Here is a 26,484-nt window from a genome sequence, read left to right on the forward strand (position 1 = left end):
CGGCCGCGCAAGACACTGGACTGGCGCACGCCGCTGGAAGTTTACGCCGAGGTGCTCAAGAAATCGGTCGCTGGCCCGAGCACCCTTCAATAGCGTTGCGCTTGGAACTTGAGACCGCCATCCCTTGGGCCTACCAGAAAAACGCGCATTACAGCTCGAAAATATCTCATTTCGCTGAGTTTTGATACCGCAAAATATGCTGCTTGGTAGGGCCATGGAAGGATTCAGGGAGGTTCCCCACTGACCGCGCCAGCCCGCGACCAAAAAAAGCGCCATCGGCAAAACCGATGGCGCTTGTATGAGCTTCTAATCAGCTAGTTACGACCCACTTGTCTACTGCGCCGCCAACTCAGGCGCAGCCTTAAACTGCCGCATCAAACCGTAGTAGAACAGCCCACCTAACCCTGCACCGATCAGCCAGCCGTAGCCGCCAAGCGCGGAGAGCGCGGGTACTAGCACGGTAGAGAGCGAGAACAGTGCCGCCACGCCAAAGGCGATAAGGGCGCGGGTGTTCCAACCGTTTACGTAGTAGTAGGCGCTGCCCGGTGCTGATGAAAACAGCTCCTGCATGTTTAAGTGCTGGCGCTTAATCAGGTAGTAGTCGACTACGATAATGCCGTAGAAGGGCGCGACAATGGCCCCTAGCGCATTCACAAAACCGGGAACGCCAATCTGGCTGATCACCGAAAGCCATAGTGCGCCGACAAAGAACGCGATTATTGCGGTAATCAGACCGCCCATCTTGAAGCTGATTTTGCTGGGGAATAGGTTGGCCAGGTCGTAGGCGGGGGGAATGAAGTTGGCGACCAGATTAATGCCCACCGTGGCGGCAAAGAAGGTTAGCGCGGCGATAATCGTGAGCGGCAGTGAATCCACACGCTCAACGATATCGGCGGGGTTGGTCAGGGCCTCGCCAAACAGCACCAAAGTGCCCGCGGTAATAATCAGCGCGATAAACGAGAAGAACGCCACGTTCAGCGGCAAGCCCAACAGGTTGCCTAGCTTCATCTGGCGTTCGGTTTTTACAAAGCGGGTGAAATCGCCGAAGTTGATTACCACCGCCGCGAAATACGCCACCATGGTACCGACAATCGCCATAAAGGCCGCGATCGAGCTGCCGCTGGTCTCACTGCCACCGCTGAAAATGGTGCCAATGGCGGGGATTAGCTCACTTCCCGCCTGGTACCAGACAATAATCATCAGCACCAACATCACCACGTAAACCAACGGGCCCGCCCAGTTCAGGAAGTGCTTAATGCGCTCAATGCCCTGCCAGAAAATCGCGATCTGAAACAGCCACACAATCACAAACGACACCCAGGCAACGCCGGAAAGCCCCAGGAAGGTGCTGCCGCTGCCCGCACCTATAAAGGCGGTAATGAGTAGGGTAACGGCGGTGGAGGCGAAGTAGGTCTGCACGCCGTACCAAAATATTCCCACGATGGCGCGTAGCATCGCGGGTAGGTTCGCGCCGCGGACGCCCATGCTGGCGCGCACCATGACGGGGAAAGGAATGCCGTATTTAACGCTGGGCTTACCGGTGAGGTTGACCAGAAACATCACGATCACGCCCGCCAGAATAATCGCCGCCATTACCGCCCAGCCGTTCAGGCCGTAGGTTAAAAACAGTGATGCGGCGAGTGTGTAACCAAACAGGCTCTGGATATCGTTAGACCAAACGTTAAATATCTCAAAGGCGCCCCAGTTACGATCCTGGGGTTTAAGCGGCGCAAGATCCTCGTTATACAGCGTGGGATCAATGTGCTTAATATCCAGGTCACTAACGTCGTTACTCTCTTTCATCTTATTAGCTCTTCGGTTGGCAAAGGGAGTTACTGACTAAAGCGCTGGCAGGGAGCCCAGTACTTCATCAACAGATAGTAGGTAACACCGGCGGGTATCAGGCTGGCGTACCACGAGATCGCCGAGAAAGAGAGCGCCGCCACAATACCCACCGCCGTGGCGATGAAAGCGGCCAAGTTAATACCCTGATAAGGTCCGTTAACGTCATACAGTTTGTCGATATCCAGCGTGCGACGACGAATCACATAATAATCGACCACCAGAATGGCGAAGATGGGGCCCAGGAAAGCAGAGTACGTTTGTACAAACAGCTGGAGGCCTGCCGCAGAACCCGGCTGAACCAGTTTCCAGGGGAAAGTGGCGAAGGCCAGCAAGCCAACGATCACCGTGGCGACCGAGAACTTGATCTTGAAGATGTCCATTAACACATAGGTCGGCGGTACCACGTTGTTAAGGACGTTGGTGGTGACCTGAGCAAAGGCGATGAATAGAAGGGTGGTCATCAGCAGCGGGGTGTTGTCGACGGCGTTGGCAAACACCTGAATAGGATCGGCGGTGCCAGTAGCCTGGGAGACCATATAGCCGATCAAGCCCATAAACAGCGTACAGGGCAGAATCGACATGGCGTAGATGGTGGTCAGCAGGCTCTGGGCCGTGCCCTTTTTATGCTCGCGGGAGTAGTCGCTGACGTTGAGCATCATGGTGCTGTAGATGCCCAGGAACAGCATGGTCGCGCCCCAGAACGGCATGCCCCAGGAGCCTTCCATGGTTAGCAGACTGGCGGAAAGCTCATCGCCATAGCGCTGCACCGTGGCGTAAAACATATACACCAGCGAGGCGAGGATAAAGGCACTGCCGATATTCTCTAACCACTTGATGCCCTGAAAGCCCATCACTGACAGGCCGATTTGCAGAAACTGGAAGGTAATGAAGTAGAAGATAAGGTTGTCGAAACCGAACAGGGTAGCCGACACCATATTGAGCGCCCCGGCACCAATCCAGCTTTGAAAGCCGTACCACACCACCGCCGGTACCGCGCGTACCAAGCCCGGTAAGCGCGTGCCCGTAAAACCAAATGCGCTGCGCGCCTGCACCATAAACGGAATGCCGTACTTGTAGCCTGCGGCCCCGTTAATGGCCAGGGCAATCCCGATCACAAAGCAGCCGATGGCAATGGCCAGCGTGGCTTGTAACAGGTTCAGAGTGCCGACCACGCTGGAGCCCATGGCAAAGGTGCCGATGGAAACGCAGCCGCCGAACCAAGCCAGAAAGTAGGAGCCGCGCCCCATAATCCGGGTGTGTTGAGGGGCCAGGCTTTCCGCCCCAAGTGCTTTTGATCCAGCATCGGATCGTTCTTCTGACGCAAGAGCCGAGGTTGAAGCGCTCATGGTGTCGTCCTCGCAAGATTATCGGTTTTATTAATCCCCGATTTAACATCGGGAAACGCTTGCGGCGTGGCGTGCTATTGGACGTTCGTGTTTCTTAATCTATTGTTATTAAATGTTTTTGAGTCATGGTTTTTTGAGACGTTGTTTTTTTAGAGCGTTGATGGCTTAAGCGGTAGCGCAAGGTCAGTAAGCCCAGCAAACTTGCCGGTGAACGCTTTCGGCCGTGGGTAGGCGAGATCACCGTGCTTGCTGGTATACAGACCTAAACCGACCAGCGATTCCGCCAGTTTTAGCGCAGCGCTAACACCTTCCACTACCGGTAGGCCGACTTCGCGGCTGATCTCCTGGGTCAAATTCGCCATGCCGCCGCAGCCTAGAACGATGGCGCCAATGCCGTCTTCATCCCGGGCGCGGCAGCACTCTTCAACAATGCGGGTAAACGCCGCTTCAGGGTGGTGCTCAAGATCCAACACCGGAATTTCCGCAGCGCGAATGCGGCGGCAGTGGTGGCTAAAGCCGTACTGCTGTAGCAAGTGCTCGGCAATAATGCCGGTGCGACCCAAGGTGGTCACAATAGAAAAACGGGTGCTCACCAGGGTGGCAAGATGAAACGCCGCTTCGGCAATGCCAATCACGGGTGCGCGGGTGAGTTCGCGGGCAGCGAGCAAGCCCGGGTCGCCGAAACAGGCCACCACGTAGGCATCGATGCCGCCTTCGCGCTCGCCTTTAAGCACCTCTTCGGCAACCCCCACCGCGCTGATCGCTTCGTCAAAATGGCTTTCAATCGAAACCGGGCCTGCGTCAGGCTGGGAAGCGCTGACCGTGGTGCCAGGCCCCGCCTGCTGCTGTGCTGCCTGACCCATAGCAGCGGTCATGGAAACCGTGGTGTTGGGGTTAATAATGCGTATATGCACGATAGGTATTCCGTGTGTAAACAATATGGCATTTCTTGTATACAAAAATAGGGCGGTTTTTTAAGGGGCGCAAGGGGCTAAAGAGCAATCGGCAATAAAAAAGCGGCTGATAAGACTTGACCATTTGTTCAGGATTCAATGGCTTAACGCCTTTTAAACTGAGAAACGCTATTGGCGTCAGGGGATTAGCGTTCGACCGCGTTGCGGTTAGTTATGAATGTCGCTATTTTGTATACAAATAATTTTCTGTATTGCTGGGCGGCTATTTGCCAATGATCTGCCCGGGTTTGTATGAATGGTTTGTATGAATCAAGGAGCTAGCTATGTCGTCGTCACCTAAGGGCCACTATCCCCGCGATTTGATCGGTTATGGACGCAACCCGCCCCACGCCAACTGGCCAAACAAGGCCAAAATTGCCGTTCAGTTTGTGCTCAACTACGAGGAGGGCGGCGAAAACTGCGTGTTGCACGGTGACTCAGGCTCTGAGCAGTTCCTGTCGGAAATCATCGGCGCACCGGCTTATCCGGATCGCCACTTGAGCATGGAGTCGATCTACGAGTACGGCTCCCGTGCCGGGGTGTGGCGCATTCTGCGCGAGTTTGAAAAACGCGATTTGCCGCTCACGGTGTTTGGCGTTGCCATGGCGCTGGAGCGCAACCCGGAGGTGGCTCTGGCATTTAAAGAGCTGGGCCACGAGATTGCCTGCCACGGCTACCGCTGGATTCACTATCAGGAGGTGCCTGAGCACGTTGAGCGGGAGCATCTACAGCAGGCCATGGAGATTTTTCAGCGCCTCTACGGCGAAAAACCCCAAGGCTGGTACACTGGTCGCGATAGCCCCAATACCCGTCGGCTAGTACTGGACGAGGGCGGTTTCCTTTACGATAGCGACTACTACGGCGACGACTTGCCTTTCTGGACGCAGGTAACCGATAGTCAGGGCAGTGATCACAACCACCTGATCGTGCCCTACACGCTGGACAGCAACGATATGCGCTTTGCCGCGCCGCAAGGCTTTAACACCGCGGATCACTTCTTTACCTACCTGCGCGATGCCTTTGATGTGCTTTACGCGGAAGGGGAGGAAGCGCCTAAAATGCTCTCTATCGGTATGCACTGCCGTTTATTGGGCCGCCCGGGGCGTTTTCGCGCGCTGCAGCGCTTTTTGGATTATATCGAAACCCACGACCGCGTTTGGGTGGCCCGCCGGGTCGATATCGCCCGTCACTGGGCAGAGCATCACCCGGCACCATCTCGCTAATCAAGTCGCTTAATAGGATGCTATGACGCCGCATATCGGACAGCGGATTACCGCCCAGTTTGACGCGCTAACTGCCCAGGAGCAGCGGGTGGCGAGCTTTATCCTCGATCATTTTGATGATCTAGCAGTATACAGCGCTGCTGATTTGGCGCGCTTGACCGGGGTGTCCAAGTCGACGGTTAGCCGCCTATTCAAGCGGCTGGGGTTCGAGAGCTACCGCACCGTTAAAGACCACGCCCGCCAGCTACGTAACCTGGGCGTGCCGTTGGTAATCGACGCTAACGCCATGCAGGAAGAGGCCGGCGCGCCGTTTCAACGTCATTTGCAGCGGGAGCAGGATAATCTACAGCGCTGCTTAAACGGCATTGCGGCGGATCAATTTGCGGCGCTGATAGAGCGGTTGGATAGCGCGCGTCATGTGGTCGTGATCGGTTTTCGTAACAGCTACCCGCTAGCGCTGCATTTTCGCCAGCAGCTGATTCAGGCGCGCACCCAGGTGCGGGTGGTACCTCACCCAAACCAATCGTTAGCGGAAGAGATCGTCGATCTCACTGAGCAGGATGTAGTGGTGCTGTTTGGTTTTCGCCGCCGTCCAGCGGCCTTTGCTTCGCTTATCGATGCACTTGAGCGCTCACCGGCCAAGGTAGCCTTGCTGGCTGACCCCACCGCGGTCAATTTCGCCTCACAGGTAACGTGGTTTTTTGAAACGCCGCTGGAAAGCCTTTCGGCGTTTGATAGCTACGCCGCAGCCAATAGCCTGATCTGCTTGATTGCCAATGGTATACTGCACCGTCGTCTTGCAGAAGGCCGAGAGCGGATCAGCGCGATCAGCGATGTTTACGCCGAGCTTAGTGAGCTGGAAGCGCCCACCATGAGCGTAGATTGGAGCGCCCAGTAGGCCCGATCTCCTTTAATGGTGCACCTAGTCTTATCGATGGATGAAAACTGCACCAAGACATTGCACTTATTTTTATTCAAACTCTCCTCCCGATGCGGTTTCAATGGCGTTGCGGCTACGCATGCCCGCTAAGCTACTGTTATAAAAAATCTTAGTGACTTCTGGTATCACGATTGCTTTTAGGTGATCAGGTGAAACGAAAGTTTCTTTGTTAGATTTTATGCAACAAAGCTTTCATTCGCTTTGCTTCCATTGCCCAGACCACCACTGCTAATTATTCAGCGAATTGTCTCTAGCAAAACCAAGATTTTGCAGAACATGCACCTGCCAGGAGAGCTTTATGAAATCGTTATCCCACCGCTTCAATCACTCTTTTTCGAGCCGCTTTAAGCGCTTGCAGTCCGGCATTTTAGCTACAGGGTTGAGTGCCGCTGTTGCCCTTGGCGCTATTACCACGAGCCCAAACGTTCAGGCGGATGCACTAGAAGATATCGAATCACGCGGCACTATCCGGGTAGCTGTCCCGCAAGATTTCCCACCGTTTGGCTCAGTAGGTACCGACCTGCAGCCGCGCGGCTACGATATTGATATGGCCCAATACCTCGCTGACGAAATGGGTGTGGAGCTGGAAATTATCCCCGTCACCAGCGCTAACCGTATTCCCTATTTACAGACCGGTCAGGCGGATCTGGTGATATCCAGCCTGGGTAAAAATCCTGAGCGCGAAGCGGCGATCGACTTCTCTGATGCCTACGCGCCGTTCTTTCTAGGCGTGTTCAGTGCCGATGAAGATGAAAGCGTAGATGGCCCGGAAGGCTTAGCCGATAAAACCATCGGGGTAACCCGCGGCGCCGTGGAAGATATGGAGCTTTCTGAAATTGCCCCAGACTCCACGACGGTCCAGCGCTTTGAAGACAACGCCACCACCATTTCTGCGTTTCTTTCTGGCCAGGTCGATTACGTCGCCACCGGTAACGTGGTCGCCGCTGAGATTGCCGAGCGGAACAGCGACCGTGCGCCCTCGCTGATTTACCAGCTCAAAGATTCACCCTGCTACGTGGGCATGAATAAAAACGAGCCAGCGCTAATGGAAGAAGTGAACCGCCTGATTGCACAAGGCTTGGAAGATGGCACCCTGAATGAGATGTCCCAGCGCTGGTTCAGTGCCGACCTACCTGAAAACTTCGGTAGCTGAGGGTCGACATGGGGCCAACACTCGATTTTCTTACCCTGTTGCCCTACGTCAGTGAGCTTCTCAAAGGATTTACCACCACGGTCATTTTGACCGTGGTGACGACCTTAACGGGATTGTCGCTGGCAGTGGCGGTAGCCTATTTACGCGTGAATGCGCAGCCTTGGGTGCGCTGGGGGCTAGGCGGCTACGTCGAAGTCACCCGCAACACGCCCTTCATTGTGCAACTGTTCTTTATCTTCTTCGGGCTACCGGGGCTCGGCATTAAAATTGATGCCATTACCGCGGCGTTCATTGCCATGACGCTCAACCTGGCCGCTTACAGCGCCGAGATTCTACGCGCCGGTATCAGCGCCACGGCGAAAGGGCAGTTGGAAGCCGGGCGGGCATTGGGCATGACCACGCTGCAAAGCTATCGCCACGTGGTGTTGGTGCCTGCTTTTGCGCGCGTGTACCCCGCGCTCATTAGTCAGTCGATCATTGTGATGCTGGGATCGGCGGTGGTGTCGCAGATTTCGGTATTCGATCTGACCTATGCCGCTAACTTTATCCAGTCCCGCAACTTCCGCAGCTTTGAAGTCTACCTGCTGATCACGCTGGTCTATTTGCTCCTCGCCTTTGGCATGCGGCGCAGCTTTATGCTGGTGGGCAAGCGCGTATTCGCCTATCAGCAAGGAGAACAACGATGATTGAGTTCACCTTCTGGGACATTCTGCGCAACCTGCTGCTGGCAACCCGCTGGACCATTGTACTGTCGCTGATTGCCTTTGTGGGCGGTGCGACGGTGGGGCTGCTGTTGACCTTTATGCGTCTCTCCAGCAACCGCTGGCTACAGCGCTTAACGTCGCTTTATGTCGACCTGTTCCAAGGCACGCCGCTATTGATGCAGCTGTTCTTGATCTTCTTCGGCGCTGCCGCCATGGGGCATCCTATTTCTGCCTGGCTTGCGGCTTCCATCGCACTAACGCTGTTCACCAGTGCTTTCCTATGTGACATCTGGCGCGGCTGTTTAGAGGCGGTAGCCAAAGGGCAGTGGCATGCGTCGCGGGTGCTGGGGATGAACTACTTTCAGACCATGCGCCATGTGATTCTGCCTCAGGCGCTGCGGCTTTCGATTCCGCCCACGGTGGGTTTCTCGGTACAGGTCATCAAAGGTACGGCGCTGGCCTCTATCATTGGCTTTGTCGAGCTGACCAAGGCGGGCACCATGCTCAATAACGCCACCTTCGAACCCTTCACCATCTTTGCCCTTGTGGCCCTGCTTTACTTCGCGCTGTGCTACCCACTTTCTTGCTACGCGCGCTATCTGGAGAAAAAGCTCTATGACGCTGGTTTACGTTGATAACGTTCATAAAGCCTTTGGCGACCTGAAAGTGCTTAAAGGTATTAACCTTTCAGTTGCGCAAGGCGAAGTGGTGGCGATTATTGGTCGCAGCGGCTCGGGTAAAAGCACCCTGCTGCGCTGCCTGAATCAGCTGGAAAAACACGACAGCGGCCAGATCACCATTGCCGATAAGCAGCTCGATGCAGCGTCAATGTCGCCCAAAGAACTGAGCGAAAACGTCGGCATGGTATTCCAAAGCTTTAACCTGTTTCCCCATAAAACCGTGGGTGAGAACGTCTGTTTGGCGCCGCTGGTGGTGCGTGGTGAGGAGAAAGCCGAGGTCGAGAAAGTCGCCCGCGAAGTGCTTGAGAAAGTGGGGCTCTCCGACAAATACGGTGCCTACCCGGCGCAGCTTTCCGGGGGGCAGCAGCAGCGGGTCGCCATCGCTCGGGCGCTGGCCATGCGCCCCAAAGTGATGCTGTGCGATGAGGTGACGTCAGCGCTTGACCCTGAGCTGGTCGGGGAAGTGTTGCGCGTACTGGAAGCGCTGGCGGCCGAGGGTATGACGCTAATTCTGGTCACCCATGAAATGAGCTTTGCCCGTGATGTGGCCGACCGTGTGGTGTTTATGCACCAAGGGCGCATCCATGAAGAGGGCGCCCCCAGCGAGCTATTCAGCAACCCACAAACGCCGGAGCTAAAGCAGTTTATCTCTGCCGTGCTCTAAGGTTTGTCTGAAATAGCTCAGCGTAATATCGTATACAAGGATGAATACACAAAGCTGTTGAAAAATTCGGAAAAACAGCAGCCCAATACGCCATGCTCACTTTAAAAAGGGAGAAACAATGCCAACAAAACGCCGCTCGACTTCTTACTATGCCCCCACTGGCGGGCATCCGCCACAAACCCAAATAACCGCTGACCGTGCTGTATTCACTGAAGCCTATGTGCTGATTCCCAAAGGCGTGATGCGCGATATCGTCACCAGCAACCTGCCGTTTTGGGAAGGCACCCGGTTATGGGTGCTGGCGCGGCCGCTGTCGGGTTTTGCCGAGACGTTCTCCCAGTACATTATGGAAGTTCAGCCCCACGGCGGTAGCGATAAGCCCGAACCAGACTCCCAGGCAGAAGGCGTGCTGTTTATTGTTGAAGGTGAGTTAACGCTTACTTTATCGGGCGAGCGCCACGTTATGCAGCCCGGCGGCTATGCGTTTATTCCCCCTGGCAGTTCGTGGCAGGTGCGCAACGAATCAAACGCGCCGGTGCGTTTCCACTGGGTGCGCAAGGCCTATGAGTTTGTGGAAGGCCTTGAGGTGCCAAAGGCGTTTGTGACCAACGAGCAGGATATTGCGCCGATCGAAATGCCGGGCACCGAAGGGCGCTGGGCCACCACGCGCTTTGTCGACCCTGCGGACGTCCGCCACGATATGCACGTCAATATCGTCACCTTTCAGCCCGGCGGCGTAATTCCCTTTGATGAAACCCATGTCATGGAGCATGGTTTATACGTGCTTGAAGGCAAGGCTGTTTATCATTTGAATCAGAATTGGGTTGAGGTGGAAGCGGGGGACTTCATGTGGCTGCGTGCCTTCTGCCCTCAGGCTTGCTACGCCGCTGGCCCAGGGCCGTTCCGTTATTTGTTGTATAAAGATGTTAATCGCCACGCTTCTCTCAAACTGTCGTCACGCTAAGGAGCTGTAATGTTGACACTGAACACTGAGCCGCTGACGGCAGAGGCCTTTGCCCCTTTTGGCGATGTGATGGATGCGCGTACCTCCGCCTCGTTTCCGATCAACGCCGGTCGCACTCAGCGCCACCATGATCTGGCGAAGGTCGAAACCCTGGGCGAAAACGCTCACACGCTGATCAACATCTTTGTTAGCCAGCCGGTCACTCTGCCGCTGGAACTCACGTTTCTAGAGCGCCACCCCCAGGGCAGCCAAGCGTTTATGCCGCTGCATCAGGAACGTTTTATCGTTGTAGTGGCGCCGCCCGGTGAACATATCAATCCTGACGAAGTGCGTGCTTTTGTGACCGATGGCCGCCAAGGCGTGAATTACCGCGCAGGCACTTGGCACGCCATTCAGTCAGTGCTAGAACGTGAGGGCGAGTTCTTGGTGGTGGATCGGGGCGGCGATGGCAATAACTGCGATGAGTTTCCCCTGACAATTACCGTTATGTTGGAATAATACGTACATTCCGTGTTGCAGGGCTGTCATATAGAACGCGTTAAACTGATAAGCTAGTGTTATTAAACAAAGTCACTACACGCTCATTAGCATGGTTGGAATATTATGAACGCACTGCACTTCTCTTCGATTCGTCGTACCAAAATTGTCGCCACCCTTGGGCCTGCCAGCGACCGGGAAGGCGTATTGGAAGCCATGCTCAAAGCGGGTGTCGATGTGGTGCGTCTTAATTTCTCTCACGGCACCGCCGATGATCATCGGCGCCGGTTAACCGAGGTACGCGAGATTGCCGCCAAACTGGGCCGTAGCGTAGCGGCCTTGGGCGACCTCCAAGGCCCCAAGATCCGCATTGCACGGTTTAGAGATGGCTCAGTGGTGCTTAAAGAAGGCCAGCCGTTCATTCTTGATATGGAACTCGATGGCGATGCCGGTGATATCCACCAAGTGGGTTGTGACTACAAAACCTTGTCACAAGATGTGGCCGCCGGAGATCGTCTGCTGTTAGATGACGGACGTTTGGTGCTGGATGTGGCCCGTGTTGAAGGGCAACAGGTTCATACCACCGTGGTTGTGGGCGGCAAGCTCTCCAACCATAAAGGCATCAACAAACAGGGCGGCGGCCTCTCCGCCCCGGCGTTGACCGAGAAAGACAAAGAAGACCTTAAAACTGCTGTTGAGATTGGCGTCGACTATCTAGCCATTTCCTTTCCCCGTCATGCCGAAGACATGCTGGAAGCACGTCGTTTACTGGGCGAAGCGGGTAAGGAAATTGGTCTAGTCGCCAAGGTCGAGCGCGCTGAAGCAGTCGCTGATGACGCCACCTTGGACGGTATTATCGAAGCTTCCGAAGCGGTCATGGTGGCACGCGGTGATTTAGGCGTTGAAATTGGCGATGCCAAGTTGGTGGGCGTTCAGAAACGCATGATCAAGCGGGCGCGTTCACTCAACCGTGCCGTCATTACTGCCACGCAGATGATGGAAAGCATGATTTCAGCGCCGCTACCTACGCGTGCCGAAGTCTTTGACGTCGCTAACGCGGTATTGGATGGCAGCGATGCGGTCATGCTCTCGGCAGAAACCGCCGCGGGTGATTATCCGCTGGAAACCGTCGAAGCGATGTCGCGTGTTTGCCTGGGCGCTGAGAGGGAGAAATCCGCCCAGGAATCCGGCCACCGCATTCATGAAGGTTTTACTCGTCCGGATGAAACCATCGCGCTTTCCGCTATGTATGCTGCTAACCACATGGCCGGCATCACCGCGATTGCCTGCATGACTTCGTCGGGCTATACGCCGCTAATCGCGTCGCGTATTCGCTCTGGCTTGCCGATTGTGGGCTTGGCGCATAACCCTATTGCTCAGCGCCGCATGGCACTCTACCGTGGGGTCGTTTCGCTGCCGTTCGATACCTCTGATATGACACCCACCGAGCTAAACGACCGTGCGCTGGAACTGCTGGTGAAGACCGGTATCTCCAAAGCAGGGGATCACGTGATCCTTACCCGCGGCGACCATATGAACGCTCATGGCGGTACCAATACCATGAAGGTGATGGAGATTACTGATGAGCATGCTAAAAGCTAAATTAGCGCATGGGTTTCTCCTTGCCTGTTTGCTATCAACAAGCGCCCCCGCCATAGCGGCGGCGCCAATTGTAGCCGCCGCTTCTGATCTGCAGTTTGCGCTAACCGAGGCCGCCGAGCAGTTTCAGCAGGAAACCGGTCACGACCTGCGCTTGAACTTTGGCTCCTCCGGCAACTTCCGCCGCCAAATTGCCCAGGGCGCGCCCTTTGAACTCTATCTCTCCGCTGATGAGCGCTACGTTCAGGCGCTTTATGGAGAGGGGCACACCCAAGACGAGGGCGTCATCTACGCTATTGGCCGATTAGTGTGGATGCAGCAAGCGGGGCGCGATGATTTACCCAGTGACGATGAGCCGCTTGCTGGGGTAAAGGCTGCCCTAGAAGCACAAAAGAGCGGTACCACTGAACGAATCGCCCTGGCGAATCCTGAGCACGCGCCCTACGGCGTGGCGGCGCAGCAGACGCTTGAGCACGACGGGCTTTGGGTGCAAACCGAGCCGCTGCGCGTGCTGGGCGAAAATGTCTCTCAGGCAGCGCAGTTTGCGCTTTCCGACGATGCGCGTGGTGGGTTAGTGGCTTACTCGCTGGCCCTGGCGCCTTCTTTACGCGAGCGAAGTGAGTACGTACTTATCCCTGAGAGTTGGCATGAGCCTTTGCGCCAACGCATGGTCTTGACCAACCAGGCGGGAGACGTCGCCACTGCCTTCTATCAATGGCTGCAGCAAGACGAGGGGCAATCCATTTTGCGTACCTATGGGTTTAGCGTCGAATGATAGGTCGGCCATAATGGATTGGTCGGCGCTGTCGGTTTCGTTACGTCTCGCGGCGTCCACCTGTCTTATCCTCATACCCATCGCTATTTGGCTAGGCCGCGCCCTGGCCTACGCACGTTTCCGGGGCAAAGGACTATGCGAAGCGCTGATCGCACTACCGCTGGTATTGCCGCCTACCGTACTGGGCTTTTATCTGCTGTTGAGCTTTGGCCGCGACGCGCCAGTGGGCTCGCTTTGGGCAAACTTAACCGGCAGCGGGCTGAATTTCACGTTCACGGGTATATTGCTGGCCTCTCTGATCGCCAATCTTCCGTTTGCCGTGCAGCCCATTCAGCGCGCCTTTGAGCACGTGCCCCACAACCTGCGGGAAGCGGCCTGGTGCAGCGGGTTGAGCCCCTGGCAAACGCTGCTGCGCATCGAACTGCCCTTGGTGTGGCCAGGGATCATGTCGGCGGCAGCGCTCACGTTTGCCCATACGCTGGGCGAATTTGGTGTGATCTTGATGGTGGGTGGCGCTATCGATGGCGAAACACGCACCCTTGCCATTGCTATCTATGATCGCGTCCAAGCCTTCGATGAACAGGGCGCGGCGCAGATGTCGGTGCTGCTGCTGCTGGTGTCGTTTATTACCTTGGGGCTCGTCTATGGGCTGGCCGGGCGCAGGCGGTGGGCACGTGGCTGATTCGCGCATTACAGGGGCCGTCGCAGAGCTAGGTGCAGGGCTATGCGTAGCGGTGAAGCAAGCGGGGCCAATTCCACTGGCCGCCGAGTTTGTTTGCCAACCCGGTGAACTGCTGGCGCTGGTAGGGCCATCGGGTAGCGGAAAAACCACGCTGCTGCGGACTATTGCCGGGCTCTATCGCCCTCAAAATGGGCATGTGGAATGCGCTGGTGACGTTTGGTTTGATGCTAAGCGTAAGCATTCACTTCCGCCCCAGCGTCGGCAAGTCGGTATGGTGTTTCAGGACTATGCGCTGTTTCCCCATTTAACCGCGTTAGAAAATATTCAACTACCGCTGGGCCATCTACCCCAATCCCAGCGGCTAGCACAGGCGGAGCAGTGGCTCGCCAAGGTGCGTCTAGACGGGCTGGGCAAGCGTTATCCTAATGCGCTTTCGGGGGGGCAACGCCAACGGGTGGCGCTGGCCCGTGCCTTGGCCCGTGACCCGAAGGTGCTGTTACTCGATGAGCCGTTTTCAGCGGTGGATCAAGTGACCCGTCGGCGTTTGCAGCGCGAACTGGCACTGCTTCGCCAGCAAATCGAGATTCCCATCGTGTTGGTGACGCATGACCTGGAGGAAGCCACTGCACTGGCCGATCAAATCTGCGTGTTGCATAACGGCGTAAGTCTTCAGCAGGATTCGCCCGAGGCACTGTTCAGTCGCCCAGCTTCGCCGTTAGTGGCACGCTTGCTGGACCGCCATAATCTGTTTGAAGGCACCGTCGTAGAGGTAGCAGGGCAGCGCCGCCTGCAGTGGGGGGAAACTTACCTGGAAGTCGCCGAAGGACTTGCCAATCTGCCACTGGGAGAAACGGTGGCCTGGTATCTGCCACCGTCGGATATTGTGCTTCACCGCCGCGACCGACCTTCGCAAGGCGAGCGGGAAAACCCGCTGGCTGCCACGGTCAGTGAGGTAGTGGTGTTGGGCGGCATTACATCAGTTTCACTGCGCGTCAATCATGGTGATATGTTACGTTTCGATATCGCCACCCATGCCGCACGACGTAACCAGTTAACCCGCGGTGCAGTGGTGAACGTTTCGTTGCTGGCGGCAGGCATTCACCTGATGCCAGGCCACCGAGTTCGCGCAGATGCGCATGATAAAAGGAAGTAAGCATGGATCTCACGCGTCGCACGCTGCTTAAAGCATCGCTACTGTTACCGCTGGCAGCGCTGCTGCCGATGTCGCTACTCAGCTCGTTTGCCTGGGGGCAGGCGACGGCGAAAGAAATGCAGACGTTGGCGCTGGCTATTCACAGCGAAGGAGGCCCACATCGGCTAGAGGTCGATGTGGCAGAAACGGCTTCACAGCGCCAGCGTGGCTTGATGGAGCGCGAGAGCCTGCCCGAAGCGCAGGGGATGCTGTTTCGCTTCGAGGACGAGCAGTCGGCTAGCAATGCTTTTTGGATGTATCGCACGCTGATTCCCCTCGATATTGCCTTTATCGATAGCGATGGCCGTATCGTGGCGATCAATACCATGCCGCCCTGTGAATCCTCGTCACCAAGTAACTGCCCCTCTTACCCAGCGGGTGCGGCGTATCATTCGGCGCTAGAGGTCAACGGTGGCTATTTTGCCGAGCGTGGTATCAAAGTGGGCGACTGCATTTCCATTCCAGACGAAGCCGGCTTCTGCCAGCCTGGGAATTAAGCAGGCGTAGGCGGAATCTGATCACTACTAGGTTTATGTCTGCGACCATCAAGCCGCCGCCCCGGTCTTGAGCCGGTTAGATGCAGACGGTCATTGCAGACGGTCATTGTCATTGCAGACGCTGCGCGATCTCTCGCCATAGAGCGGCGTAGGCGCGACCGCCCGGACTGCTGCGGGCGAAATGCCCAACCGGCGCGCGTTCGACACCCATGCGCTCGACCGCACTGGCGTTGGGCACGGTCGTTGACAGGCGCCTCGGCCAGCGTTCGCTGAGACTCTCCATCACCTCGCGGTGTAGGGTCTTGCGGCGGTCGGCAAGGGTTACGAACGGCCAGATTGGGCAGGCCTGTTCGACCGCGTCGAGATGACCGTCTAATTGCTCAAGGGTGCGCAACGACAGGGTAGTCGGTACCACCGGCACCAGCAGGGCATCGACGCTGGAGAAGATCTGCCCGGCGAACGCGGACAGGCTTGGCGGGCAGTCGAGGATCACTATGTCGTAACTGGCCATCACCGGCTTGAGGATCTTGCGCAGCCGACTGGGCTTGCGGGTTTCCATTGACGTTTCCAGGTCGCGCGATCCCAGCGCCGCAGGCAGCAGGTCGAGCCCCTCGATGTCGGTCTCGCGGATCGCTCGATCGAGGTCCGCCTTGCCTTTGACCAGTTTGTCGACGCCACCGCGCACTTTGGGTTTGCTACGCAGGTAGAAGGTGGTAGCGGCCTGCGGATCGAGATCCCAGAGCAATACCCGCCTGCCGTCGCGTGCCGCTTCGGCGGCGAGATTGACGGCGGAGGCGGTCTTGCCCACGCCACCCTTGATACTGTAAAGCGCCAGCATCTGCATAGGGAACTCCCGGCTTGGTGACTGTTCAGTCTAACCGATTGGCCTGAGTGGATATGTGACGTTTCGATGACGGCACTGCTACTAATGTCGTTACGCTGGTTCCCCACGCTATTGCTTTAATCGATAACGACGGCGAAATCTGATCACAATCAGGGCAATACCCGCGATCACTAAGCCACCGCCTACCAGTTTATGCACGCCTAGGCTGTCGCCCATTAACAGTGCGCCTAGGCCGACTGCTAGTACCGGTACAAGTAGCGTCATGGGGACCACGCGATTAACCGGGTGACGGCGCAAAAGCGCGTACCAAATCCCGTAAGCGACGATCGACGACATTACGGCGGTGTAAATCATCGCCCCCCAGCCTAACCAAGTTGCTTGCTGCATCGCCTGCCACTGACCACTCTCAAATAGCCATGACCCCAGCGCTACCTGAGGCACTGCGAACAGTGCCACCCAGCCTGCCAACGCCATTGGTGCAATAGGCGGGCCACGCTTGATCAACAGCTGCGACACCGCCCAGCCTAGCGCACTCATCAGTAAAATACTTAGCGGCAGAGGCGAGGGCAGCGTTGGCCCACCGGCCAATACGATTACCCCGGCAAACGAGAGCAGCAACCCGACAATACGTTTGGGGCCCAGCTTCTCTTTTAGAAAGATCACCGCTAACAATGTGGCAAAGGGCGTTCCCATCTGCACTAAAAGCGCGCCGGTACCCGCTTCTGCATGCTCTAAACCAATAAACAGCAGAGCGAAGTGAAGGCTGCCGAAGGTGATGGATAACAGCAGCAAAAAAGGAAGTTGCGCCCGCGCCACCGGGTAGAAGGGCACCAGCAGAATTGCGACCAGCATAAAACGTAGGGTCGTCATTAATAGCGGCGGTAGCTCTGCTACACCGACCTTGATAACAATGATATTCAGCGCCCAAATGGCGATAACAAAGAGGCCGAGCAGCAGATCGCGTAGTGGCACGTTGAGGTCCATGGTTAAATGAAAAAGACGGCTATTGTATCAGCTTGGGTGAAGGCAAAAATAACAGTGCTCTGAGTCGCTGCAGGAGGGGCTATTCGATGATGGTCTCTCTTCAACGGCATGACCTAGAAATTTATGACCAAGACTCAAAGGGATCCAGAAGAGAGTTAGTCATGCCGACCTTAGGCGTCTTTCTTTCGTGCGCTAAGTGCATACAATAAGTGGGGCTTTATCGAAAAGCTTCATGACTGCTATCTGCGCAGATCACAAAGCGCACACCATAAAAATAGATAAAAAGGATCTACCATGACGCTGACACGCTCAATGGCTCGTTTAACCGCTGGTTTGGCCGGTGCGGCACTGCTCTCTGCCTCCCTTTCTGCACAAGCTCGCGAACTCTCGGTTTCCACCGTTTTGTCTGATGCTTTCCCGTGGGGGCAGGCAGCGGAGAAGTGGGCAGAACTAGTGGAAGAGCGCAGCGATGGCGAGTTAACGCTGCGCGTTTACCCCAATTCACAACTGGTTTCCGGCGATCAAACCCGCGAGTTTTCTGCAATGCGCTCTGGATTGATCGACGCCGCTGTGGGTTCGACCATCAACTGGTCGCCCCAGGTACCGGAGCTCAATCTGTTCTCTTTACCGTTCTTCATTCCCGATGAAGCCGCCGTTGATGCGGTCACCGGTGGTAAAGCAGGAGAGTTGGTCTTTGAAGCAATTGAGTCTCGGGGCGTTATCCCGTTAGCCTGGGGTGAAAACGGTTTCCGCCAGGTTTCCAATTCTCGTGGGCCGATTAGCCAGCCGGATGACTTGGACGGTCTTAAAATCCGCGTTGTGGGTTCGCCGCTGTTCCAGGATACCTTCTCAGCACTGGACGCTGACCCCACTCAAATGAGCTGGACGGACGCTCAGCCCGCGCTGACCACCGGCGCAGTGGATGGCCAGGAAAATCCGCTCTCTGTGTTTGACGTCGCGCGCATCGATCAAGTTGGCCAGGAGCATCTAACGCTCTGGAACTACATGAATGACCCGCTGATTTTTGCCGTCAATCAGCAGGTATGGCAAACATTGAGCGAAGAGCAGCAAACCCTGCTGCGCGAAACCGCTGTAGAGGCCGGTGAGTGGGAAATTGCCATGACCCGTGAAGAGGAGGGCGAGCGTCTTGCGGCTATTCAAGAGCGCGGTGTGACCGTGACTGAATTAACTGATGAGCAGTACCAAGCCTTTGTCGATGCCACCCAGTCTGTTTACGAAAAATGGGCGCCGCGAATTGGTGAAGAGGTGGTAGAGGCCGCACAAGCCGCTATCGACGCGCGCTAATTACCTTTGATGTTCAAACTCCCGGCCTTTATGGCTGGGAGTTTTTTGCTGTGAGGCTGCCATGAAAGGCTTTCCTGATGCGCGCCCTGAGCGCTGGCTGGGCGCGCTGGCATTAATCATTATTTCGTTGATTAGTTTGGGCAATGTTATTACCCGCTATTTAACCGGCGGCTCATTTTCGTTCACTGAAGAGTTTTCCGTATTTCTGCTGGTGGTGCTGACCTTTGCGGGTGCCTCGGTGGCGCTACGGCGTAACCGCCATATTCGTATTGGCTTTCTGGAACGGGCGCTACCGCCCAAGTACCGCCGCGTACTGATCCTTTTTCAAGCGCTGTGTGGCGTCACCGTGCTGGGCTTGATCACTTGGTACGGCGGTAAGTTAGCCTGGCAAGAGTATCAATGGGAGTCGCTATCACCAGGACTTGGCCTGCCTCAGTGGTGGTATTTAGTCTGGTTACCCGTGCTTTCTGCGGCCATGTTATGGCGCCTGTTTCAGCAAACCGCTGACCGTTTAACGGGGAGGCTCACCGATGAGCCCTGATGTGTGGATGATTCTGGCCTTTGCAGGCTTGCTGATAGCGGGAGTGCCAGTAGCGTTCTCGCTGGCGCTCTCCGGAGCCGTTGGCATCGTGCTGGGTTTGTCACCGGATATGCTCGCGACGATGGGCACCAACACCTATAACAGCATCGCCAAGTACCCCTTGATTGCGATTCCGCTATTTATCTTAACCGGGCTTATTTTCGAGCGCTCGGGTGTGGCGCTGCGCTTGGTGCGTTTTGCCCAGGCGTTGATAGGCCCCCGCCACGGTGGCTTGGCGTTAGTGGCGGTGCTGGTATGTATGATTATGGGCGGTATGAGCGGCTCTGGCCCCGCCGATGCAGCGGCGGTAGCGATGGTCATGCTGCCCAGTATGACCAAAGCGGGCTACCCCAAGCCGTTTTCCGCCACGCTGATTGCCGCCTCTGCCTCGACGGCGATTCTCATTCCCCCTTCAGTGGCGCTGATTCTTTACTCCATTGTGGTGCCGGGCGTCGATTTACGCGCACTTTTCGCGGCAGGCTTATTTCCCGGCATTTTGGCCGGGCTGGCGCTACTGGTACCCGCCATGATCGTTTCCAAGCGCTACGGTTGGGAGGGCGGCACACCGGTAGAGAGCGCTGAACGGCTAAGTGTACGTACCACCTTTAAACAGGCGATACCCGCGCTGTTTGCCCCGGTGCTGATTTTGGGCGGTTTGCGGTCAGGGCTGTTTACTCCCACCGAAGCGGCCGTGGTGGCAGTGGCTTATGGGGCTATTGTCGGTTTGTTTTTAACCCGCGAGCTGTCGCTGCGCGATTTATGGGAGCTATTGGGGGAGGCGGCGATTATCTCGGGCGTGGTAATGCTGATTATCGCCCTGGCGGGTATTTTTGCCTGGGCGGGCACCATGTTGGGCACCTTCCGCCACTTAGCTGAATGGATTATTAGCCTGACCGATAACGGCGTGCTGCTGCTAATCCTGGTGATGCTGGCAGTGCTGGTCGCAGGGATGCTATTGGATGCGATCTCGATTTATCTAATCATGATGCCGATTTTGATCCCCGTCATGCAGCACTTTGAATGGAACCCGGTGTGGTTTGGGATTCTATTGGCGATGAACATAGCCATTGGTCAGTTTACCCCGCCGGTGGCCGTGAATTTGATGGTAACCACCGAAGTGGCCAAAATTCGTTTGGAGCAGACTCTCGGCTGGGCGCTGCTATTTGTCGTTGCGATGGGCTGCGCTTTGGCACTGGTGGCAATCTTCCCGGCTATCGCGCTGTGGCTACCTAGCGTGTTGGGTTACAACGTTTGATGGAGGCTGCGCGGTGAGCTTGCCAGGCAAAAGATAGCGCCTGCGTCCAGTAAACAACGAAACTCCTGATTCCCTATGTCAAAACAGTATAGGAGTTAACGCTTACTAAACGTTACCTAGGGCTAAACTCATTGCCATGGAATGCATGCCCGTGAGGCGTGGGTAGGTTGGAAACAGAGGAGAGTAGGCCCGAAACAGCAATAGCTGCTGCTACCTTGGGGCGGGCGCATGTTTCTTGCTGAGCGTTTTATTTTTCGCTAAAGGCTTAGTTTTTCGCTAAAGTAGTATTAGCAGGCAGCCAACAGGACGCCTGTAACAGTTTGTCTTAAAAACAGAATGTCTTGAAAACGTTTTGGAGCAAGCCCACCTGAGGGAACGGTTCATTAGGTGAGACCAAAACGCACGATGTTTGTAACATCAAATACGCTCATAACATCAATACAAAGAGGTGTGTTCATGAAACGCCATGTATTTTCCACTACAGCCTTCTCCGGTGCGCTACTTGCCGCCGCTGCCTTCGCCTCACCGGCAATGGCACAGGATGACGAGCAATTCATCACCATCGGCACCGGTGGCCAAACCGGCGTTTACTACGTCGTAGGTCAGTCGATCTGCCGTTTGGTGAATCGTCTTGAAGACACCAACATTAAGTGTAACGCACCTTCCACCGGTGGTTCTGTCGCCAACATCAATGGCATCAAGTCCGGCGAATTGGACATGGGTGTCGCTCAATCGGATGTCCAGTACCAAGCCTACAATGGTACCGGGAATTTCGAAGGTGAGGCCTATGAGGACCTGCGGGCTGTGTTCCGTGTCCACGGTGAACCATTGACCCTGCTTGCACGTGCTGATTCAGGCATCGAGACACTCGATGATTTGGAAGGCAAGCGCGTCAATATTGGTAACCCAGGCTCAGGCCAGCGCAACACCATGGAAGTGGTGATGGACGCCAAGGGCTGGACCGAAGATACTTTCTCTTTGGCATCTCAGCTTGATGCGGCCGAGCAAGCAGCGGCGCTCTCCGATAATAACGTCGATGCCATGGTGTATGTCGTTGGTCACCCCAATGGTTCCATCCAAGAAGCGACCACCACGGTTGATGCTCGTTTGATTCCGCTGAATGACGAAGACATTCAGGGCATCATCGATGAATATCCGTACTACTCCGCATCGGTCATTCCGGGTGGTCTGTATCGCGGCAATGACGAAGATGTCGAAACTTTCGGTGTGGCAGCGACCTTTGTCACCACCGCTGAAGCTGACGAAGAAGTTATCTATCAGACCGTGAAAGCGGTTTTTGATAATTTTGATCGTTTCAAGCAGCTGCATCCGGCCTTCGAAAATCTTGATCCAGAAGAGATGGTGAGTGAAGGGCTTTCCGCGCCGTTGCACGATGGGGCAGCGCGTTACTACCGTGAACAAGGCTGGATTGAGTAATCCAGAAGCCTAAGGTGATACTACCTTAGTAAGAAATGCGCGGTTACCCCAGGGTGCCGCGCATTTTGGTTTAGAATGTTAATAGGGCGTTTAGAATGTTGATAGGGCATTTCGATATGGCAATGATGCGTCAATCGACTCGGAGCGGGGCAGGCAGATGACAGACGATAAGAACAGGCCTTCGGGAGCCGGAGTAGACTTGGAGGATATGGTCGCCTCCAGCGACACGGGAGCCCGCAAGCCAGCCGGCATGCCCGGGAAGATATTGGTAACCATTGCGGCAGTGTGGTCTCTTTTCCAGCTGTGGATTGCCTCTCCAGTGCCCTTCATTTTAGGTTTTGGTGTCTTTAACGCCACAGAAGCCCGCTCTATTCACTTAGCCTTTGCGCTGTTCCTGGCGTATATGGCCTATCCGGCACTTAAGCGCTCGCCTCGCGACCGTGTTCCGATTCAGGATTGGGTGCTGGCAGCAGCGGCGGCCTTTTGTGGCGCTTACATGTTTATGTTTTACGAGCAGTTATCCCAGCGCCCCGGCGCCCCGATACTGCAGGACGTCATCATTGGCATCGCTGGGATACTGCTGCTGCTTGAAGCGACACGTCGAGCGCTTGGCCCGCCGCTAATGATTGTGGCCTCTGTTTTTCTTCTCTATAGCCTGGCTGGCCCTTGGATGCCGGGGATTCTTTCCCATGGAGGGGTGAGCCTCTTCGGCTTGATTAATCACCAATGGTTGACGACCCAGGGGGTCTTCGGTATCGCGCTGGGCGTCTCAACCAGCTTCGTATTCCTGTTTGTGTTGTTCGGTGCTCTGCTCGATAAGGCGGGCGCTGGCAATTACTTTATCAAGGTGGCGTTTTCGCTGCTTGGTCACTATCGCGGTGGGCCAGCGAAAGCCGCCGTGGTAGCGTCGGCCATGACCGGGCTAATTTCAGGCTCCTCGATTGCCAACGTGGTCACCACCGGTACTTTTACAGTGCCGATGATGAAACGTGTTGGGTTTTCTGCGGAAAAGGCGGGTGCTGTCGAAGTGGCGTCATCGGTCAATGGACAGATTATGCCGCCGGTGATGGGGGCTGCTGCTTTCTTGATGGTCGAATATGTGGGCATCTCTTATGTTGAAGTCATTAAGCATGCCTTCCTGCCCGCACTGATCTCCTATATCGCGCTGGTCTACATCGTTCACCTTGAGGCCCTCAAGGCCAATATGAAGGGGCTGCAAAGCAGTAACCCACCTAAGCCGCTGGTCAATAAGGTGATCGGATTTCTCGGTGGTTTGCTACTCATGATGGTCACCGCCCTAGCGGTTTATTACGGTCTTGGTTGGCTCAAGCCGGTACTGGGCGATGCAACCCCGTGGGTGGTAGCTGTTGGACTTACGGTCATTTATATCGCTCTGCTCAAACTGGCGGCCGGTTACCCAGAGCTTGAACTCGATGATCCTAACGAGCCGATCTTTTCACTGCCCCAGACCAAACCAACGGTGTTGGTTGGCCTGCAGTACATTTTGCCGGTTATTGTGTTGGTTTGGTGCCTGATGGTGGAGCGGTTGTCGCCAGGGCTTTCCGCCTTTTGGGCCACGGTATTTATGATCTTTATCATTCTTACCCAGCGCCCCATCACGTCAATCTTTCGCGGACGCAGCGATATGCGGGCGGATCTGCGTGAAGGCGCGATGGATCTTTGGGATGGCCTGGTCACTGGTGCTCGCAACATGATTGGCATCGGCATTGCCACGGCCACCGCCGGTATCATCGTCGGTGCCGTATCCCAGACCGGGGTGGGCCTGGTGCTGGCCGAGGTGGTGGAAACACTGGCCATGGGTAACTTAATGCTGATCTTGCTGCTTACCGCAGTGCTCAGCTTAATTCTCGGCATGGGCTTACCCACAACGGCCAACTATATCGTCGTATCTGCGTTGTTGGCGCCGGTCGTCGTGCAACTGGGGGCCGAAAATGGCCTGCTGGTGCCGTTAATCGCAGTACACCTGTTCGTTTTCTACTTCGGTATCATGGCCGACGTTACCCCGCCGGTGGGGCTGGCGTCCTTTGCGGCGGCGGCAGTATCCGGTGGTGACCCTATTCGAACCGGCTTCCAGGCGTTCTATTACAGCCTTCGTACCGCAGCGCTGCCGTTTCTGTTCATCTTTAATACCGACCTACTGCTCATCGATGTGACCTTCCTTCAAGGGGTGCTGATCTTTGTGGTGTCGACCATCGCGATGCTGATTTTCGCCGCGGCGACCCAGGGCTTTATGATTACGCGCAACCGTTGGTATGAGTCTATTGTGCTGCTGCTGATTGCGTTCACGCTGTTCCGCCCCGGTTTCTGGATGGACATGATTCATGATCCCTACGAATCCATCCCGCCCGCGCAATTCGTCGAAGCATTGGGTGGTGTCGATGAAGACTCCACACTGCGCTTGCAGATTGCCGGTCTCGATGATTATGGTGATCCCATGACCACTTACATGACCCTGCCGGTACCTGAAGGTGAAACAGGCCAAGAGCGGCTTGATAACTTGGGTATGGAGCTCTTTATCGAGGATGGCACGGCGACCGTTGATATGGTGACCTACGGCAGCCAAGCGGCTGAACTCGGTTTCGACTTCGATCAAGAAATTGTCGAGATTCTGGCCCCCGTTGATCGCTGGACGAAAGAGCTAATGTGGATTCCTGCCTTCTTGCTCTTTGGGTTGATTGTATTGATGCAGCGTCGGCGTCGTGATAACACGCAAGCGACAGCCACCGCATGAAGGAGAGTGCCATGTACAGTAAGATCATGTTGCCGGTGGATTTGAACGAGGAGTCTTCCTGGTCGAAGGCGTTGCCTACCGCCCTGACGCTATGCCGAACTTTCGGGGCCTCGCTTCATGTGGTCACGGTACTGCCGGACTATCGCATGCCCATGGTGGGGTCTTATTTCCCCAAGGACTTCGCCAAAAAAGCGCATGTCGCGATCACCGATGCGCTTCACGCGTTTATCAAGACGAATGTGCCCGATGACATTCAGGTGCAGAGTGTCATTGTGGATGGTTCGCCTTGGGAGGCCATTATCAAAGCCGCTAAGAAACTGGATGTGGATCTGATCGTCATGGCCTCTCACAATAAGCGTAAGTTTGTCGATTATGTGCTTGGCCCTAATGCAGAGCACGTTGTGCACCATGCCAAAATGTCGGTAATGATTGTGCGCTAGACATTCAAAGCGTTACGTCGAAAAACCAAAAACTCCGGGCAGATAGCCCGGAGTTTTTTATGATTGGTACCTCAATTTGGCTACATACGCTTTTGCTAACGCAGCAATTAAATTGGCGCTTTAAAGCCTTCTCATGGATTTTTTGTACGCATAACCTTTCAGTCAACGCCTCAGGTCTTCAGGTCAGCTACATTAAGAGAGCATTAAGAAAGCACTGAGAGAAAGCACTGAAAAATAGTGTTAAGCCATTAAGTTGGCATTAATACCACCAGCGCTAACAAGCGGTGATGTTTTGAGGTAAATCCTGAATTCAGGACCTAGTATCAGGTACAACAGGAGTGATGCCATGAATGCGGCTACAACAAAAACAAACCACCATTCAGATCAGCCCAGCGTTAAAATTACTATTAATAAGGTCGGACTGGATCGGCCTAGAGCGTGGTTGGCCGCGGGTGTAGAAGATTTTCGCCGCGCAACGGTGGTCAGTCTTTCGTATGGCATGTTTTGGGTGGGCTTGAGTATCGCTATCACCCTTGGCGCATTTACGCTGGGGTATTGGTATTGGCTGCTGCCCATGATTGCCGGCTTTATGTTTATCGGGCCCTTGGTCGCGGTTGGTTCGTATGGCATTAGCCGTGCGTTAGAGCGTGGGCAAGTACCAAACCTGGGAGATGCATTCGGAAGCTGGCGACCCCATGCCGGTCAGTTGGCGATGATGGGGGTCATGATGATGATCTTCTTTCTGGCCTGGATTCGTTTAGCAACCCTGTTGTTTGCCCTGTTTTTTGGGTTTGAAGTTCCTAGCCCCGCTACACTGTATACTGCGCTACTGACGACGTCTGAAGGGTTGGGCATGCTCGCTGTCGGTACGGTCGCTGGTGGTATTTTAGCATTCGGCGCGTTTGCTATTAGCGTCGTGGCGATACCCACATTGATGGATCAAGACTTAACCTTTATGGAAGGGATTGAAGCCAGCGTACGCTGTGTTGCCCGGAACTTTCGCGTGATGCTGTTGTGGGCGGTGATTTTAACGCTGTGTGTGTTGGTGGGTGTGATGACATTCTATATTGGCTTGGCGCTCATCTTGCCGGTATTAGGTCACGCCAGTTGGCATGCCTACGAAGAGTTAGTGCGCTTCAACTCCCTTGAGAAAATTAGCTCGTAACTCGACTGTGAATAGCGAATAACGCTTC

General features: G+C 55.4%; 25 protein-coding genes. 20 read left to right on the forward strand and 5 right to left on the reverse strand.

The window, feature by feature from the left end:
- Window positions 1-333: 333 nt before the first annotated feature.
- From HZS80_RS15145 to HZS80_RS15155, 3 genes are all read right to left on the reverse strand, one after another.
- Window positions 334-1,803 (reverse strand): NCS1 family nucleobase:cation symporter-1, encoded by a 1,470-nt coding sequence (locus HZS80_RS15145; protein WP_179916579.1) that lies wholly within the window; start codon window positions 1,801-1,803, stop codon window positions 334-336.
- A gap of 29 nt (window positions 1,804-1,832) precedes the next feature.
- Window positions 1,833-3,191: an NCS1 family transporter gene (locus HZS80_RS15150; RefSeq protein WP_179916580.1), complete on the reverse strand. Its 1,359-nt coding sequence runs from the start codon at window positions 3,189-3,191 to the stop codon at window positions 1,833-1,835.
- Between the two features lie 149 nt (window positions 3,192-3,340).
- Complete coding sequence (locus HZS80_RS15155) at window positions 3,341-4,105, reverse strand: aspartate/glutamate racemase family protein (RefSeq protein WP_281662337.1); 765 nt, start codon at window positions 4,103-4,105, stop codon at window positions 3,341-3,343.
- Window positions 4,106-4,428: 323 nt separating this feature from the next.
- On the opposite strand from HZS80_RS15155, the gene puuE reads away from it, so the two are divergent.
- The 13 genes from puuE (at window position 4,429) to HZS80_RS15220 (ending at window position 15,694) form a co-directional block, all read left to right on the forward strand.
- Window positions 4,429-5,367 (forward strand): allantoinase PuuE, encoded by a 939-nt coding sequence (gene puuE / locus HZS80_RS15160; RefSeq protein ID WP_179916581.1) that lies wholly within the window; start codon window positions 4,429-4,431, stop codon window positions 5,365-5,367.
- Between the two features lie 22 nt (window positions 5,368-5,389).
- Window positions 5,390-6,265: a MurR/RpiR family transcriptional regulator gene (locus tag HZS80_RS15165; RefSeq protein ID WP_179916582.1), complete on the forward strand. Its 876-nt coding sequence runs from the start codon at window positions 5,390-5,392 to the stop codon at window positions 6,263-6,265.
- Between the two features lie 340 nt (window positions 6,266-6,605).
- A complete protein-coding gene (locus HZS80_RS15170) occupies window positions 6,606-7,460 on the forward strand; it encodes a transporter substrate-binding domain-containing protein (RefSeq protein WP_218927736.1) in 855 nt (284 codons plus the stop codon).
- An 8-nt stretch (window positions 7,461-7,468) separates the two neighbouring features.
- Window positions 7,469-8,146, forward strand: coding sequence for an amino acid ABC transporter permease (locus tag HZS80_RS15175; RefSeq protein WP_101147505.1), 678 nt, complete (start codon window positions 7,469-7,471; stop codon window positions 8,144-8,146).
- Window positions 8,143-8,799, forward strand: a complete 657-nt coding sequence (locus HZS80_RS15180) for an amino acid ABC transporter permease (RefSeq protein ID WP_035562343.1) — start codon at window positions 8,143-8,145, stop codon at window positions 8,797-8,799. Before HZS80_RS15175 ends, HZS80_RS15180 begins: the two co-directional genes overlap by 4 nt.
- Entirely contained in the window at window positions 8,780-9,508 is a 729-nt protein-coding gene (locus HZS80_RS15185) for an amino acid ABC transporter ATP-binding protein (protein WP_179916583.1), read from the forward strand. Before HZS80_RS15180 ends, HZS80_RS15185 begins: the two co-directional genes overlap by 20 nt.
- A 118-nt stretch (window positions 9,509-9,626) precedes the next feature.
- A complete protein-coding gene (locus HZS80_RS15190) occupies window positions 9,627-10,472 on the forward strand; it encodes a bifunctional allantoicase/(S)-ureidoglycine aminohydrolase (RefSeq protein WP_035562349.1) in 846 nt (281 codons plus the stop codon).
- Window positions 10,473-10,481: 9 nt separating this feature from the next.
- Window positions 10,482-10,970, forward strand: coding sequence for an ureidoglycolate lyase (locus HZS80_RS15195; protein WP_179916584.1), 489 nt, complete (start codon window positions 10,482-10,484; stop codon window positions 10,968-10,970).
- A gap of 105 nt (window positions 10,971-11,075) precedes the next feature.
- A complete protein-coding gene (pyk, locus tag HZS80_RS15200; protein ID WP_179916585.1) occupies window positions 11,076-12,551 on the forward strand; it encodes a pyruvate kinase in 1,476 nt (491 codons plus the stop codon).
- Window positions 12,532-13,323: a molybdate ABC transporter substrate-binding protein gene (modA, locus tag HZS80_RS15205; protein WP_246362120.1), complete on the forward strand. Its 792-nt coding sequence runs from the start codon at window positions 12,532-12,534 to the stop codon at window positions 13,321-13,323. Before pyk ends, modA begins: the two co-directional genes overlap by 20 nt.
- 13 nt (window positions 13,324-13,336) lie before the next feature.
- Entirely contained in the window at window positions 13,337-14,005 is a 669-nt protein-coding gene (gene modB, locus HZS80_RS15210) for a molybdate ABC transporter permease subunit (protein ID WP_179916586.1), read from the forward strand.
- The gene (locus tag HZS80_RS15215; RefSeq protein WP_281662338.1) at window positions 13,998-15,158 is read left to right on the forward strand and encodes an ABC transporter ATP-binding protein; all 1,161 of its coding nucleotides are present in this window, start codon (window positions 13,998-14,000) and stop codon (window positions 15,156-15,158) included. The genes modB and HZS80_RS15215 overlap by 8 nt, the downstream gene beginning before the upstream one ends.
- 2 nt (window positions 15,159-15,160) lie before the next feature.
- On the forward strand, window positions 15,161-15,694 hold the full coding sequence (locus HZS80_RS15220) for a DUF192 domain-containing protein (protein WP_035562362.1): 534 nt from the start codon (window positions 15,161-15,163) through the stop codon (window positions 15,692-15,694).
- Window positions 15,695-15,803: 109 nt separating this feature from the next.
- On the opposite strand, the gene HZS80_RS15225 is transcribed toward HZS80_RS15220, so the two are convergent.
- Both HZS80_RS15225 and HZS80_RS15230 read right to left on the reverse strand, forming a co-directional pair.
- Entirely contained in the window at window positions 15,804-16,538 is a 735-nt protein-coding gene (locus HZS80_RS15225; protein ID WP_179916587.1) for a ParA family protein, read from the reverse strand.
- Between the two features lie 108 nt (window positions 16,539-16,646).
- The gene (locus tag HZS80_RS15230; protein WP_179916588.1) at window positions 16,647-17,510 is read right to left on the reverse strand and encodes a DMT family transporter; all 864 of its coding nucleotides are present in this window, start codon (window positions 17,508-17,510) and stop codon (window positions 16,647-16,649) included.
- 306 nt (window positions 17,511-17,816) lie between these two features.
- Between HZS80_RS15230 and HZS80_RS15235 the strand changes: the two genes are divergently transcribed.
- The 7 genes from HZS80_RS15235 to HZS80_RS15265 all read left to right on the forward strand — a co-directional run bounded on the left by HZS80_RS15235 (window position 17,817) and on the right by HZS80_RS15265 (window position 26,456).
- Complete coding sequence (locus tag HZS80_RS15235; RefSeq protein ID WP_035562371.1) at window positions 17,817-18,827, forward strand: DctP family TRAP transporter solute-binding subunit; 1,011 nt, start codon at window positions 17,817-17,819, stop codon at window positions 18,825-18,827.
- Window positions 18,828-18,888: 61 nt separating this feature from the next.
- The gene (locus HZS80_RS15240; RefSeq protein WP_035562373.1) at window positions 18,889-19,368 is read left to right on the forward strand and encodes a TRAP transporter small permease; all 480 of its coding nucleotides are present in this window, start codon (window positions 18,889-18,891) and stop codon (window positions 19,366-19,368) included.
- A complete protein-coding gene (locus HZS80_RS15245) occupies window positions 19,358-20,662 on the forward strand; it encodes a TRAP transporter large permease (RefSeq protein ID WP_179916589.1) in 1,305 nt (434 codons plus the stop codon). The genes HZS80_RS15240 and HZS80_RS15245 overlap by 11 nt, the downstream gene beginning before the upstream one ends.
- A gap of 456 nt (window positions 20,663-21,118) precedes the next feature.
- Window positions 21,119-22,099: a TAXI family TRAP transporter solute-binding subunit gene (locus HZS80_RS15250; RefSeq protein WP_035562376.1), complete on the forward strand. Its 981-nt coding sequence runs from the start codon at window positions 21,119-21,121 to the stop codon at window positions 22,097-22,099.
- 157 nt (window positions 22,100-22,256) lie between these two features.
- Window positions 22,257-24,851, forward strand: a complete 2,595-nt coding sequence (locus HZS80_RS15255) for a TRAP transporter permease (protein ID WP_179916590.1) — start codon at window positions 22,257-22,259, stop codon at window positions 24,849-24,851.
- Between the two features lie 11 nt (window positions 24,852-24,862).
- Window positions 24,863-25,291, forward strand: a complete 429-nt coding sequence (locus tag HZS80_RS15260) for a universal stress protein (RefSeq protein ID WP_035562380.1) — start codon at window positions 24,863-24,865, stop codon at window positions 25,289-25,291.
- 346 nt (window positions 25,292-25,637) lie between these two features.
- Window positions 25,638-26,456: a DUF2189 domain-containing protein gene (locus HZS80_RS15265; RefSeq protein ID WP_179916591.1), complete on the forward strand. Its 819-nt coding sequence runs from the start codon at window positions 25,638-25,640 to the stop codon at window positions 26,454-26,456.
- The last annotated feature ends 28 nt before the right edge of the window (window positions 26,457-26,484 follow it).

The sequence above is a fragment of the Vreelandella glaciei genome, assembly GCF_013415125.1.
GTDB lineage: Bacteria > Pseudomonadota > Gammaproteobacteria > Pseudomonadales > Halomonadaceae > Vreelandella > Vreelandella glaciei.

Bases quoted from the DNA above. Each gene is read 5' to 3' on its own strand.
- modB (WP_179916586.1), top strand. From the start codon at position 13,337: ATGGATTGGTCGGCGCTGTCGGTTTCGTTACGTCTCGCGGCGTCCACC.
- HZS80_RS15165 (WP_179916582.1), top strand. From the start codon at position 5,390: ATGACGCCGCATATCGGACAGCGGATTACCGCCCAGTTTGACGCGCTA.
- HZS80_RS15150 (WP_179916580.1), bottom strand. From the start codon at position 3,191: ATGAGCGCTTCAACCTCGGCTCTTGCGTCAGAAGAACGATCCGATGCT.
- HZS80_RS15240 (WP_035562373.1), top strand. From the start codon at position 18,889: ATGAAAGGCTTTCCTGATGCGCGCCCTGAGCGCTGGCTGGGCGCGCTG.
- HZS80_RS15265 (WP_179916591.1), top strand. From the start codon at position 25,638: ATGAATGCGGCTACAACAAAAACAAACCACCATTCAGATCAGCCCAGC.
- HZS80_RS15170 (WP_218927736.1), top strand. From the start codon at position 6,606: ATGAAATCGTTATCCCACCGCTTCAATCACTCTTTTTCGAGCCGCTTT.
- HZS80_RS15260 (WP_035562380.1), top strand. From the start codon at position 24,863: ATGTACAGTAAGATCATGTTGCCGGTGGATTTGAACGAGGAGTCTTCC.
- HZS80_RS15195 (WP_179916584.1), top strand. From the start codon at position 10,482: ATGTTGACACTGAACACTGAGCCGCTGACGGCAGAGGCCTTTGCCCCT.
- HZS80_RS15190 (WP_035562349.1), top strand. From the start codon at position 9,627: ATGCCAACAAAACGCCGCTCGACTTCTTACTATGCCCCCACTGGCGGG.
- HZS80_RS15145 (WP_179916579.1), bottom strand. From the start codon at position 1,803: ATGAAAGAGAGTAACGACGTTAGTGACCTGGATATTAAGCACATTGAT.
- HZS80_RS15225 (WP_179916587.1), bottom strand. From the start codon at position 16,538: ATGCAGATGCTGGCGCTTTACAGTATCAAGGGTGGCGTGGGCAAGACC.
- HZS80_RS15185 (WP_179916583.1), top strand. From the start codon at position 8,780: ATGACGCTGGTTTACGTTGATAACGTTCATAAAGCCTTTGGCGACCTG.
- HZS80_RS15250 (WP_035562376.1), top strand. From the start codon at position 21,119: ATGAAACGCCATGTATTTTCCACTACAGCCTTCTCCGGTGCGCTACTT.
- HZS80_RS15180 (WP_035562343.1), top strand. From the start codon at position 8,143: ATGATTGAGTTCACCTTCTGGGACATTCTGCGCAACCTGCTGCTGGCA.
- HZS80_RS15220 (WP_035562362.1), top strand. From the start codon at position 15,161: ATGGATCTCACGCGTCGCACGCTGCTTAAAGCATCGCTACTGTTACCG.
- HZS80_RS15245 (WP_179916589.1), top strand. From the start codon at position 19,358: ATGAGCCCTGATGTGTGGATGATTCTGGCCTTTGCAGGCTTGCTGATA.
- HZS80_RS15235 (WP_035562371.1), top strand. From the start codon at position 17,817: ATGACGCTGACACGCTCAATGGCTCGTTTAACCGCTGGTTTGGCCGGT.
- HZS80_RS15255 (WP_179916590.1), top strand. From the start codon at position 22,257: ATGACAGACGATAAGAACAGGCCTTCGGGAGCCGGAGTAGACTTGGAG.
- pyk (WP_179916585.1), top strand. From the start codon at position 11,076: ATGAACGCACTGCACTTCTCTTCGATTCGTCGTACCAAAATTGTCGCC.
- puuE (WP_179916581.1), top strand. From the start codon at position 4,429: ATGTCGTCGTCACCTAAGGGCCACTATCCCCGCGATTTGATCGGTTAT.
- modA (WP_246362120.1), top strand. From the start codon at position 12,532: ATGAGCATGCTAAAAGCTAAATTAGCGCATGGGTTTCTCCTTGCCTGT.
- HZS80_RS15175 (WP_101147505.1), top strand. From the start codon at position 7,469: ATGGGGCCAACACTCGATTTTCTTACCCTGTTGCCCTACGTCAGTGAG.